The organism is Profundibacter sp. (assembly GCF_965277155.1).
GTDB lineage: Bacteria > Pseudomonadota > Alphaproteobacteria > Rhodobacterales > Rhodobacteraceae > Profundibacter.
In genome coordinates, this window is sequence record NZ_CBDIBV010000004.1 from 280810 (window position 1) to 293561 (window position 12752).

Genomic DNA, 12752 nt, shown 5'->3' on the forward strand with positions numbered 1-12752 from the left:
TCTCTGGCCGTATGCAGGCTAAGGGATGCCGGAGCGAAGGCGCCTGACCGATCGGGTTTTTTTGATTGGTCTTTGGTGCCGGACATGTCCAGTAAACGCACCGCTATGTGCACCGTTAATTCGGTGTATCGGCCTATGGGCTATGCGGTAGCAATGGCGACTTGTGAGGGGCATGTAGCTTCGGGTGGGTTGGCAGAAATGCCATCTCTTGTCCGGTTTGGCAGTTAGAGTTTTGAAAACGGGTAATACAGAATGACGGATGAGTTGTGGGGCCAAGTACGACAGAAGCTACAAGAATCGGTGGGGGCAAATAACTATTCAACTTGGATAGAGCCGCTGGTGTTCTCCAGTCTGCAAGATGGCGTTGCCACCTTTGCCGTGCCGACCCAGTTTATTGGCGATTGGGTGCGTCGCAATTTTGCAGACCAGATCAAACATCTGATGACCACTGCGGGTTCCGCTGTAACGCGCATCGAATTTGCCGTTTCCAAACGGGCGCCTGCCAAACTGGCCACAACCGCCAAAACAACCGCGCCAATACCCGCCGGCGAACTGCCCGGCGCCCCGCTGGATGCCCGCTTTACCTTTGACAGTTTCGTTGTCGGCAAGCCGAACGAGCTGGCCCATGCCGCCGTCAAACGCGTGGCCGAAGGTGGCCCTGTCAGCTTTAACCCGCTGTTCCTGTATGGGGGCGTTGGTCTGGGCAAAACCCACCTGATGCACGCCATCGCCCATGAACTAAAATCCCGCCGTCCCGATCTGAATGTGGTTTACCTGTCGGCGGAACAATTCATGTATCGCTTTGTGCAGGCCCTGCGCGAACGCAAGATGATGGATTTCAAACAGCTGTTCCGCTCGGTCGATGTGCTGATGGTGGACGATGTGCAATTCATCGCTAGCAAGGACAGCACACAGGAAGAATTCTTTCACACCTTCAACGCGCTGGTGGACCAGAACAAACAGATCATCATTTCCGCCGACCGTGCGCCGGGTGAAATCAAGGGGCTTGAGGAGCGGATTAAATCGCGTCTGCAATCGGGTCTGGTGGTCGATTTGCACCCGACCGATTACGAACTGCGCCTTGGTATCCTGCAAACCAAGGTTGACGCCTACCGCGCCAAGAACGACGATCTGGTGATGTCTGACGGGGTGCTGGAATTTCTGGCCCACCGCATTTCCACTAACGTCCGTGTGCTGGAAGGCGCGCTGACCCGTCTGTTCGCTTTTGCCTCGCTTGTGGGTCGCGAAATCACGCTGGAACTGGCGCAGGATTGTCTGGCCGATGTGCTGCGGGCTTCGGACCGCAAAATCACCATCGAGGAAATCCAGCGCAAGGTTAGCGAACATTACAACATCCGCTTTAGCGACCTGATCGGCCCGCGCCGGATGCGCAATCTGGCCCGTCCGCGTCAAATCGCAATGTATCTGGCCAAAAAGCTGACCTCGCGGTCCCTGCCCGAGATTGGGCGCCGCTTTGGCGGGCGCGATCACACCACGGTTATGCACGGTGTGCGCAAGATCGAAGAGCTAAAGGCGATTGATAGCCAGATTTCCGATGATCTGGACCTGTTAAGGCGCGCATTAGAGGCCTAAACGCTTGACGCGCAGGCCAATACGGCTGACATTCCAACAAAAGACTTGAGCGGGGCACGAAATCAGGTAATTTCGTCGCCCCGATACCCTGTAGGAGCGATGGGAATGAAAATCAGTATCGAGCGCGCAGACCTGCTAAAGGCCGTCGCACAGGCGCAATCCGTAGTCGAGAGGCGCAACACCATTCCGATCCTTGCAAATGTGCTGATCGAGGCCGAGGGCGAAACTGTCAGTTTCCGCGCCACAGATCTGGATATCGAGGTGGTGGACAAAATCGTCGGTCAGGTCGAACGTGCCGGAGCCACCACGGTTTCCGCCGTGATGCTGCATGAAATCGTGCGCAAACTGCCGGACGGGGCGCTGGTGCAACTGACTGATGACGGCACCTCGGGCCGCTTGACGATCGAAGCGGGGCGCTCGAATTTTTCGTTGGCGACCTTGCCCAAAGAAGATTTCCCCGTGATGGCGTCGTCCGAATATGCTGCCAACTTCTCGGCCAAGGCCGAAGTGCTGCGCCGGTTGTTCGACAAAACCAAATTCGCCATTTCGACCGAGGAAACCCGTTACTATCTGAACGGCGTTTATATGCATGTGGCCGATGCCGAAGGCGGCAAGGTGCTGCGCTGTGTGGCCACCGATGGCCACCGTCTGGCCCGTGTCGATGCCGACCTGCCCGAGGGTGCCGCCGATATGGTGGGCGTGATCGTGCCGCGTAAAACCGTAAACGAAATGCGCAAACTGCTGGAAGACGACGATGTGCAAATCGCCGTGTCCGTGTCGGAAACCAAGGTGCGCTTTGCCACGCCGGAAATCACCCTGACCTCCAAGGTGATCGACGGCACATTCCCCGACTACACCCGCGTTATCCCCACTGGCAACACCAAGAAACTGGAAGTGGACGCCGCCGAATTTGCCAAAGCGGTTGATCGTGTGGCCACCGTTTCCTCCGAACGCTCGCGCGCTGTAAAACTGTCGCTGGACGAAGACCGGTTGATCCTGTCTGTCAACGCGCCTGACAGTGGTGCGGCCGAAGAAGAACTGGCCGTGGCCTATGGTGACGAGCCGCTGGAGATTGGCTTTAATGCGAAATACCTGCTGGAAATCGCCTCACAGGTCGATCGTGAAAACGCAGTGTTCATGTTCAATTCTTCCGGTGATCCGACATTGATGCGCGAGGGGAATGATACCTCGGCCGTCTATGTCGTGATGCCGATGCGCGTTTGACAGAGCTGTGTGTAATAGAGCTTAAGCTCTCGCATTTCCGTTCGCACAAGGCTCTGGTTCTGGCGCTGGATGCGCGGCCCGTGGCGATCTACGGGCCGAACGGGGCAGGCAAAACCAACATTCTGGAAGCGGTGTCGATGCTGTCGCCCGGTCGCGGGTTGCGCCGTGCCACCGTCGACGAAATGACCCGCAAGCCCGAGGCGCTGGGCTGGAAGATCACGGCAATTCTGCAAAGTCTGCACCAGATGCACGAGGTCGAAACATGGTCCGAGGGCGGGGCCTCGCGCAACGTGCGGATAGATGGCAAAGCCGCACCGCAAGTGGCGTTGGGTCGTATTGCACGGGTTCTGTGGCTGGTGCCCTCGATGGACCGGTTGTGGACCGAAGGGGCCGAGGGACGGCGGCGGTTTCTGGACCGCATGACGATGAGTTTTACGCCATCCCACGCCGAGGCCGTTCTGACCTATGAAAAAGCCATGCGCGAACGCAACCGGTTGCTGAAGGACGGGCAGCGCGATGCGGGCTGGTATGCCGCGTTAGAGACGCAAATGGCCCGCGCAGGGGCCGAAATCCACGCCAACCGGATGGCCGCGCTGGAACAGTTGGTATCCGCACAGGCCGAAGCCGAAACATCCTTCCCGACGGCCACCCTGACCCTGATTCACCCCGAAGGCTCGGACGCGCTGATGGACGAAACATCGCTGCTGGATGCCTTTGCCCAAAGCCGTTCCCGCGACCTGTTGGCAGGTCGCACCCTGACCGGCCCGCATCGTGCCGACCTGTTCGCCGAATACACCGCAAAGGGCGTGCCCGCGCGTGATTGCTCCACCGGCGAGCAAAAGGCGCTGCTGGTGTCGCTGATCCTTGCCACCGCGCGGGCGCTAAAGGCACAGGTGGGCGCCCCGCCAATCCTGCTGCTGGACGAAGTCGCCGCCCATCTGGACGCTGACCGCCGCGCCGCACTGTACGATGAAATCTGCGCCTTGGGCGCGCAGGCATGGATGACAGGCACCGGCGCTGAACTGTTCTCGGCACTGGGGGATCGGGCGATGTATCTGCAAGTGACCGAGGAAAACAGTATTTCAAACGTTGAGGAGGGCAAAGAATGAACGACGCAGTCAATGCGGACATGCACAAGGTTATTGTTGATCGCCTGAACGAAATTTCTGCCGAGGAAAACGTGCAGATTCTGTTTGCAATCGAATCCGGCTCGCGCGCTTGGGGGTTCCATTCCCCCGACAGCGATTATGATGTGCGTTTTGTTTATGCGCGTCTGGTTGAATGGCATCTGACTCTTGGCAAAAAGCGCGATGTGATCGAACGCCCGATAGATGATGAGCTGGATCTGTCCGGCTGGGAATTAAGTAAGGCCCTGATCCTCGCCTTATCGTCAAACGCGGTGATCGGGGAATGGCTGCAGTCCCCGATTTGTTATCATGAGGCAGAAGGCGTTATTGCCGATTTGACCAATTTTAGCCGTCGTGCCCTGACGCGGAAATCGGTGACGTGGCACTATCTGTCCATGCTGCGCCGACAACAGCGCCGCCTTATGAATCCTGCCGGCAGCTTGCGTCTGAAACGGTATTTCTATACCTTGCGCCCGATGCTCGCCTTACGCTGGATGCGTTTGCACGATCAGCCTATGCCACCGATGGCAATGGCGGATCTGATGCAGGGGGTATCTCTGTCCGATCAGGAAACTGCCGCACTAGAGCGTATGACGATCCTAAAGAAAAAGGCCCGTGAGAAGGCCGAAGTCGCGGCATCCGATCCCTTGCTGGATGCGTTAATCCTGCAAGAAACAGAGGCCGCTGAGGAATGGCTATCAACGGCCGGAAAAGAGGGCGAACGCCAACACCTGTGGGACGAGGCAAACCGCATACACCGGCGTTATACACAATCTGTTTGCCTATAATCCCACCGCCCCTAAATATTACGCCAGACTCGTGACATTCTTCTGCAAACCCCGTATAAATCAGCGAAACGAACAAGGATTGCGCGTATGGCTGACGACAATAAGAATCCCGAAGAATATGGTGCGGATTCTATCAAGGTTCTCAAGGGGTTAGAAGCGGTTCGCAAACGCCCTGGAATGTACATCGGGGATACCGATGATGGCTCGGGCCTGCACCATATGGTGTATGAAGTTGTGGACAACGGTATTGACGAGGCACTGGCAGGTCACGCCGACGCCGTAACCGTCATTATCCACGCGGATTCCAGCGTATCAGTCAGCGATAATGGCCGCGGGATTCCGGTGGGAATTCACGAGGAAGAAGGCGTTTCGGCGGCCGAGGTTATTATGACCCAGTTGCACGCCGGCGGTAAATTCGACAGCAATTCCTACAAAATCTCGGGCGGTCTGCACGGGGTTGGTGTTTCGGTGGTGAATGCCCTGTCCGAATGGCTGGAATTGCGCATCTGGCGTGACGGCAAGGAACACGTTGCGCGGTTTGAACATGGCGACACGGTCGAATCGCTAAAGGTGGTTGGCGAATGTGGTGATCGCACCGGCACCGAGGTGCGCTTTATGGCCTCGACCGAGACATTTTCCAATCTGGAATACAATTTCCACACGCTGGAAAACCGTCTGCGCGAACTGGCGTTTCTGAATTCCGGCGTGCGGATCATCCTGACCGATGAACGCCCCGCCGAGCCGCTAAAGGCCGATCTGTTTTACGAGGGTGGCGTGCGGGAATTTGTGCGCTATCTGGACCGTTCAAAATCCGGCATGTTGCCTGATCCCATTTCATTCACCGGCGAAAAAGAGGGCATCACAGTCGAGGTTGCCATGTGGTGGAACGACAGCTACCACGAAAACGTACTGCCCTTTACCAACAACATCCCGCAGCGCGATGGCGGCACCCATATGGCGGGTTTCCGTGGTGCGCTGACCCGCACGATCAATAATTACGCTGCGTCTATTGGTATCGCGAAAAAGGAAAAGATTTCCTTTACCGGCGATGATGCCCGCGAGGGGCTGACGTGCGTGTTATCGGTCAAAGTGCCAGACCCCAAGTTCTCGAGCCAGACCAAAGACAAGCTGGTGTCTTCCGAAGTGCGGCCAGTCGTCGAAAGCCTTGTAAACGAAAAGCTGTCCGAGTGGTTCGAGGAAAACCCGAACGAAGCCAAGATGATCGTTAGTAAAATCCTAGAAGCGGCCCACGCCCGCGAGGCCGCCCGCAAGGCCCGCGAACTGACCCGCCGCAAATCGGCAATGGATGTGAATTTTCTGGCTGGCAAGCTGAAGGATTGCTCGGAAAAAGACCCCTCAAAGACCGAAATCTTTCTGGTGGAAGGGGACAGCGCCGGTGGATCGGCGCAAACCGGTCGTGACCGGCAGACACAGGCGATCCTGCCGCTGAAGGGTAAAATCCTGAACGTCGAGCGGGCGCGGTTTGACCGGATGCTGGCATCACAGGAAATCGGCAATCTGGTGATGGCGCTGGGCACCGGCATTGGCCGTGACGAATTCGACATTTCCAAACTGCGCTACCACAAGATCGTGATCATGACCGATGCCGATGTGGACGGTGCGCATATCCGCACCCTGCTGCTGACATTTTTCTTCCGTCAGATGCCCGAACTGATCGAGGGCGGCTACCTCTATATCGCCCAACCGCCGCTGTACAAGGTCAGCCGTGGCAAATCCGAAGTGTACCTGAAAGATCAGGCTTCGCTTGAGGACTACCTGATCGAAATGGGCGTTGATGGCGCCACTTTGCGGCTGGAATCAGGCGAGGAAATCACCGGTCAGGATCTGGTCCGTGTGATCAACGAGGCTCGGCAAGTGCGCCGTATCCTCGAGGCTTTTCCGACGCTTTACCCGCGTCACATTCTGGAACAGACTGCAATTTCCGGTGGCTTTGTCGCAGGACAGGCCGATGCGGATCTGCAAGGCGTGGCCGATGCGGTTGCCACCCGTCTGGACCTGATCGCCGAAGAATACGAACGCGGCTGGCAGGGGCGTCCAACGCAGGATCACGGTATCCGCCTGACCCGTATGCTGCGCGGTGTGGACGAAGTGCGCACATTGGACGGCCGCGTTTTGCGCTCGGGCGAGGCGCGCAAACTGGGGTCGATGACCGAAACCCTGCAAGAGGTCTATTCCAAACCCGCCAAACTAGTTCGCAAGGATCGCGAAGTGCCGATCTTTGGCCCAATTGACCTGTTGGACGCCATTCTGGCCGAGGGTGAAAAGGGCCTGTCGTTGCAACGCTACAAGGGTCTGGGTGAAATGAACCCCGATCAGCTGTGGGAAACCACGCTGGACCCAGAAGCGCGGGTGCTGCTGCAGGTGAAAATCGACGACGTGGCCGAGGCCGACGATCTGTTCACCAAACTGATGGGCGACGTGGTCGAGCCGCGGCGCGAATTCATCCAGACGAACGCGCTGAATGTGGAAAATCTGGATTTCTAACGATCCTTTCCAACAGGAGGAACTCCCATGCCCAACGCCCTGATCGTCATCGACGTGCAAAATGATTTCTGCCCCGGCGGGGCGCTGGCTGTGGCCGAAGGGGATCAGATCATCCCGCAAATCAATGCGATGATGGGGGAATTTGAATCCACCATCCTGACTCAGGACTGGCATCCGCAGGGGCATTCATCCTTTGCCAGCAGCCACGCGGGCAAGGCGCCGTTTGACATGATCGAAATGCCCTATGGTCCACAGGTTTTGTGGCCGGATCATTGTGTGCAGGGCACCGGCGGGGCCTATTTTCACGCCGATCTGAACACCGATGCCGCCGATATGATCATCCGCAAGGGCTATAACCCCGATATCGACAGCTATTCGGCCTTTTTTGAAAATGACCACAAAACCCCGACGGGGCTTGAGGGGTATTTGCGCAGCCGTGGCATCACCACACTGACGATGGTTGGCCTTGCCACTGATTTCTGCGTGCACTTTTCCGCTGTGGACGCGGTGAAACTGGGCTTTGATGTGACGGTTCTGGAAGGGGCCTGTCGGGCCATTGATATGGACGGCAGCCTTGCCGCCGCCCGCGCCGCGATGCAAGACGCCGGCGTAAAACTGGAAAGCTGAAACATGGTTGATATTGCCACCCGCGTTTATAATCACAAATGGAAGATCGACCCGATCGTCCGCTCGCTGATCGACACGGATTTTTACAAATTGCTGATGTGCCAGTCGGTGTTTCGCAACAAACCCGATACCAATGTCACGTTTTCACTGATCAACCGCTCCAAACACATCCGCCTTGCCGATCTGATTGACGAAGGCGAGTTGCGCGAACAGCTGGATCACATCCGTTCGCTGTCGCTGTCGCGCGGCGAAAGCACATGGTTGCGTGGTAACATGTTCTATGGCAAACGCGCCATGTTCCGCCCCGATTTCATGGAGTGGTTCGAGGGCATGCGCCTGCCCCCCTACCATCTGGAAAAACGCGATGGGCAGTACGAACTGACGTTCGAGGGCAAATGGCACGAGGTCATGCTGTGGGAAATTCCGGTGCTGGCGGTGTTGATGGAGCTACGCTCGCGGGCCGTTTTGCACACGATGGGGCGGTTCGAATTGCAGGTGCTGTATGCGCGCGGCATGGCCAAACTGTGGGAAAAGGTTGAAAAACTGCGCGGGCTTGAGGGCCTGCGGCTGGCCGATTTCGGCACCCGCCGCCGCCACAGCTTTCTATGGCAGGACTGGTGCGTTCAGGCGATGCACGAAGGGCTGGGGGAAAGCTTTGTCGGCACCTCGAATTGCCTGATCGCCATGCGCCGCGATATCGAAGCCATCGGTACCAATGCACACGAACTGCCGATGGTTTACGCCGCTTTGGCCGAAACGGATGCGGAATTGCGCCGCGCCCCCTACGATGTTCTGGCCGACTGGCACGAAGAACATGACGGCAATCTGCGGATCATCCTGCCCGATACTTACGGCACCAAGGGTTTCCTTGAAAACGCGCCGGACTGGTTGGCAGGCTGGACGGGCATTCGCATCGACAGCGGTGATCCGGCCACGGGGGCCGAGATTGCGATTGACTGGTGGAAAAGCCGGGGCGAAGACCCAACCAAAAAATTGGTGATCTTTTCTGACGGGCTGGATGTGAACAAGATAATCGAGCTGCAAAACCAGTTCAGGGGCAGGGTTCGACCATCGTTTGGCTGGGGCACCCTGATGACCAACGATTTCCGCGGGCTGACACCGAATGACGCGCTGGCGCCGTTCTCGATCGTTTGCAAGGCGATCGCGGCCAACGGGCGGCCAACGGTGAAACTGTCGGACAACCCGAACAAGGCGATGGGACCGGCGGATGAAATCGCCCGCTACAAACGGGTGTTCGGTGTCGGCGAGCAAGAGGCGCAAGAGGTTGTGGTTTAGGCTCCGTAAACCGGCTTGCCGTCCAGATACCGCTTGGCGATTTTCACAGCGCGGTTGGTGTAGGTAATGAGCGCAGGATCATTTGGCGCGTATCTGGGCATACACCAACCACAGGATGCCAGCGCCCGAATTACGGTGAAAACAGGCACTAATGCGGATGATTTTACGTCTAACCCATAGCCTTCGGTTAGCGCCGCTGCCAGTTCCGGGGCGTTGGGCAAATCCCAATTCTGCGACATGGCTACGCCCAGATCATACAGGCGGAACCCGAATACGCCGTCGTCAAAGTCGATCAGGGTAACGGTATCCCCTTGCACAAACACGTTTTCCCGCAAGGCATCTGCATGGATTAACCCGAAATCCGCTTCTGCCGAAAACGCCTGCAACTCACCCTGCAAACGGTTGCGGCCCTCTTGCAACAGGGTCATTTCCCCCTGTGTTAGAGCCGCATTTTCCCAGAACCGGCCCCACAGCGGTGCCTCACCAAGTAAGCCGTCCACATCCAGGCAGGGCCGTTCAAACCAGTCGGGCAGGGACAATGTATCGCTGATCCGGTGCAGCCGTGCCAGTTCCGCGCCAAGAGCATGATACAACTGCGCCTGCCTGTCCGGTTCCCATGAAAACGCCACCCCGCCTTCGCCCAATGGCTCGCCTTCGCTCCAAGTTACCAGTGACGCGACCCGCCCGGCATCAGCCACCGGCGCAATCACATCCCCGTCGCGGGTTTGCAGCGGGCAGGGAACCGCCATTGCGGCCTGTGCCAACCCTTGCGACCAGACCAGTTCCGAACGGATCGCCGCATCGGTCTGATAGCCCGGCCGGTGCAGGCGCAATGCGGCGCGGGTGCCGTTTGGTCCAGTGACCTCGAACACCGCGTTTTCGCGGTTCTTGATCAGGTGCGGGGTGCAGGCAGGCACGTCCCATGCCGCCAGTGCGGCCTTGGCATAGGCAATGGCCTGCGCGTCGTTCATTTCAGAACCGCCGCAAAGGCATCATCCATCACCGACACCAACAGATCGACGTTTTCGCGGGAAAACACGCAAGGCGGGCGAATTTTCAGGGCGTTGTCAAAGCGCCCAACTGTGCTGAGCAATACGCCGCGTTGCCGCATCTCGTTCACCATCCGCAGGGCCAGATCACTCGCCGGCTGACCGTCCTGCATCAGCTCGACCCCGAAAAACAGCCCCGCGCCGCGCACATCGGCAATGACGTCGTATTTTCCGGTCAGCCCTTGCAATTGGTCCAGTGCGTAAGCACCAACATCATGGGCGTTTTCGACCAGCCCTTCATCCTCGATCACCTCAAGCGTGGTCATCGCCGCCGCTGCGCTGACCGGATTTCCACCGAAAGTGTTGAAATATTTGAATACGTCCTGAAATGCCTCAAGCACCTCGGCCCGTGTCACCACTGCAGCCACCGGATGTCCGTTCGCCATCGGTTTGCCCAGCGTAACAATGTCGGGGGCAAAGCCCAACCGGTCATGCCCCCACCAGTGACTGCCCAACCGTCCAAACCCCGGCTGCACCTCGTCCGCGATGATCAAACCACCCGCCTTGCGCACCGCAGCAATGGCACGATCCAGAAAACCGCGTTCAAGTGTAGGGAACCCTTCGTTGGCGAAATAGGGGCAGATAATCAGGGCGCATACACCGTGACCCGTGGCCTCGAGTTCGGCAATAGCAGTCTCTATTTCTGCGCAAAATGCTTCTGCCTGCCCTTCACGGTTTCCGCCCACGGGCCGCAGACTATCAGGCGAGGTTACTTTCCGAACGTGATCCCCATAGCCCCCAACGGGCACTTTGGTTGCGTTCAATTGACTGACCGCAGCGGTGTTGCCGTGATAGGTGTTGTCGGTGCCGATGATGCCGGTTTTCCCCGTTACCGCCTGCGCCATACGCAGGGCAACATCATTGGCTTCAGAGCCGGAATTCACCATAATCATGGAATCCAGACCATGCGAGAATTTTCCCGTTAAACGCTCGCCATACTCTACCACACCATCATGCACATAACGCGTGTGCACGTTCAAAGTAGCGGCCTGACGGGCAATTGCTTCGACCACTTTCGGGTGGCAATGCCCCACATGCGGCACGTTGTTGTAACAGTCCAGAAACGGCCGCCCCTCTGCATCATACAACCACACGCCTTGCCCGCGCACGGGCGCAAAAGGGTCGTCATAAAAGGTGGTGACATGCCGCCCCAACAACCGTTTGCGCCGTTCAATCAAATTCATTCGTCGCCCTTTACCTTGCCGCGCAGCGCCTTGACCTGTCCGCGTTTTACCTTGCCTTCCACCCGCCGCCGTTTCGAGGCCAGCGTTGGCCGTGTTTTGATCCGCCGTTTGGGTACATACAATGCTTTTTCGATCAGTTCGATCAGCCGTTCCCGTGCAATTTCACGGTTTCGGGCCTGACTGCGGGTGTCCTCGACCCGTATCAGAATCGCCCCGTCCAGCGTCCAGCGCCGTCCGGCCAGCCGTTTCAGCCGCGCCTTGACGGCCCCTGTCAGGTTCGGACTGCGTTGGGCCTCGAACCGCAGTTCAACTGCAGTCGCCACCTTGTTCACATTCTGCCCGCCGGGGCCCGAGGAACGGGTGAAACTTTCGCTCAGTTCCCAATCGGCCAGTGTTATGTCGTCGTTGATCCGTAACATGGGGCAACACTAGGACAGCTTGCCAGAAACGGAAAGAGCCTCTGCGGCTTTCGCAGAGGCTCCTCTCGAGAATTGGAGGTGGCAAGCGGGGCAAATGGCACCCGAAGCCAGATGATTATCCAAGGGGGTTGCCCCCTAAATCCTCACCTCGCACGTAATCCTCACCAGTTGCTCCTGAATCCCAATAGACATAGGCACCTCCTTTCTGAATGTTGATAACATCCCGATGGTGCCACAGATTTTGCATATGTCAAAAGGTTTTACGCAACATCTGGTGATAATTTCGTGACGATAGCGCGAAAAGGCATCAGCGCGATCAGGGCCAGCGACAGTTTGACCATCCAGTCGGCCAGCGCCAAAGACACCCATAGCGGCACCTGCGGGCCAACGCCCAGCAAGGGAAGCACCTCGTTTGCCCAGGACACATCGTTGGCGGGCTCAAGGAACACAAACTGGGTGGAAAAGGCGATGGTAAAGAACAGCGCGGTATCAAGGCTGGATCCAACCAGCGTTGACGCCAGCGGTGCCCGCCACCACGCGCCACGGCGCAGGCGGTCGAAAATGGCAACATCCATCATCTGCGCGGTCAGGAATGCTGCGCCGGATCCGATTGCGATGCGCCATGTCACCAGCGGGCCGAATTCGCCCATGATCTGCGTGCCGATCAGCGAGCAGATAACACCCACCACAAAACCGGCAAATACCACCTTGCGAGCGGCGGTTACCCCGTAAACACGGTTCATCACGTCTGTAACCAGAAAGGCAAAGGGGTAGGTGAATGCACCCCACGTCAGCCATTGGCCGAACAGGTGCTGAACAAGAATATTGCTGGCCACGACAATGGCGGCCATGGCGATCACGCCAGGTAGGATGCGGGTCATTATGTTATTTCCGTTTTACAAGGTTGCGGAGACTCGGCCCCCGAAGGGACGCCGCGTCC

General features: G+C 57.8%; 11 protein-coding genes. 7 read left to right on the plus strand and 4 right to left on the minus strand.

Annotated elements, in window-relative coordinates; genetic code table 11:
- The first annotated feature begins 252 nt into the window (after nucleotides 1-252).
- The 7 genes from dnaA (at nucleotide 253) to pncB (ending at nucleotide 9160) form a co-directional block, all read left to right on the plus strand.
- Nucleotides 253-1593, plus strand: a complete 1341-nt coding sequence (gene dnaA / locus ACQY4M_RS03385; RefSeq protein ID WP_428540808.1) for a chromosomal replication initiator protein DnaA — start codon at nucleotides 253-255, stop codon at nucleotides 1591-1593.
- A 105-nt stretch (nucleotides 1594-1698) separates the two neighbouring features.
- Complete coding sequence (gene dnaN, locus ACQY4M_RS03390; protein WP_428540811.1) at nucleotides 1699-2817, plus strand: DNA polymerase III subunit beta; 1119 nt, start codon at nucleotides 1699-1701, stop codon at nucleotides 2815-2817.
- Nucleotides 2814-3926 (plus strand): DNA replication/repair protein RecF, encoded by a 1113-nt coding sequence (gene recF, locus ACQY4M_RS03395; RefSeq protein WP_428540814.1) that lies wholly within the window; start codon nucleotides 2814-2816, stop codon nucleotides 3924-3926. The genes dnaN and recF overlap by 4 nt, the downstream gene beginning before the upstream one ends.
- Nucleotides 3923-4732 carry a nucleotidyltransferase domain-containing protein gene (locus tag ACQY4M_RS03400; RefSeq protein WP_428540817.1) on the plus strand — a complete coding sequence of 270 codons (810 nt, stop codon included), beginning with the start codon at nucleotides 3923-3925 and terminating at the stop codon, nucleotides 4730-4732. Before recF ends, ACQY4M_RS03400 begins: the two co-directional genes overlap by 4 nt.
- A gap of 87 nt (nucleotides 4733-4819) precedes the next feature.
- A complete protein-coding gene (gyrB, locus tag ACQY4M_RS03405; protein ID WP_428540820.1) occupies nucleotides 4820-7237 on the plus strand; it encodes a DNA topoisomerase (ATP-hydrolyzing) subunit B in 2418 nt (805 codons plus the stop codon).
- Nucleotides 7238-7264: 27 nt separating this feature from the next.
- Entirely contained in the window at nucleotides 7265-7864 is a 600-nt protein-coding gene (gene pncA / locus ACQY4M_RS03410; protein WP_428540823.1) for a bifunctional nicotinamidase/pyrazinamidase, read from the plus strand.
- A 3-nt stretch (nucleotides 7865-7867) separates the two neighbouring features.
- The gene (gene pncB, locus ACQY4M_RS03415) at nucleotides 7868-9160 is read left to right on the plus strand and encodes a nicotinate phosphoribosyltransferase (protein WP_428540826.1); all 1293 of its coding nucleotides are present in this window, start codon (nucleotides 7868-7870) and stop codon (nucleotides 9158-9160) included.
- Here pncB and ACQY4M_RS03420 read toward each other — a convergent pair.
- From ACQY4M_RS03420 to ACQY4M_RS03435, 4 genes are all read right to left on the minus strand, one after another.
- Nucleotides 9157-10131, minus strand: a complete 975-nt coding sequence (locus ACQY4M_RS03420) for a phosphotransferase enzyme family protein (protein ID WP_428540829.1) — start codon at nucleotides 10129-10131, stop codon at nucleotides 9157-9159. The genes pncB and ACQY4M_RS03420 overlap by 4 nt on opposite strands.
- The gene (locus tag ACQY4M_RS03425) at nucleotides 10128-11393 is read right to left on the minus strand and encodes an aminotransferase class III-fold pyridoxal phosphate-dependent enzyme (protein ID WP_428540832.1); all 1266 of its coding nucleotides are present in this window, start codon (nucleotides 11391-11393) and stop codon (nucleotides 10128-10130) included. The genes ACQY4M_RS03420 and ACQY4M_RS03425 overlap by 4 nt, the downstream gene beginning before the upstream one ends.
- On the minus strand, nucleotides 11390-11812 hold the full coding sequence (arfB, locus tag ACQY4M_RS03430; protein WP_428540835.1) for an alternative ribosome rescue aminoacyl-tRNA hydrolase ArfB: 423 nt from the start codon (nucleotides 11810-11812) through the stop codon (nucleotides 11390-11392). The genes ACQY4M_RS03425 and arfB overlap by 4 nt, the downstream gene beginning before the upstream one ends.
- Nucleotides 11813-12072: 260 nt before the next feature.
- Nucleotides 12073-12693 (minus strand): queuosine precursor transporter, encoded by a 621-nt coding sequence (locus ACQY4M_RS03435; RefSeq protein ID WP_428540838.1) that lies wholly within the window; start codon nucleotides 12691-12693, stop codon nucleotides 12073-12075.
- Nucleotides 12694-12752: the final 59 nt, after the last annotated feature.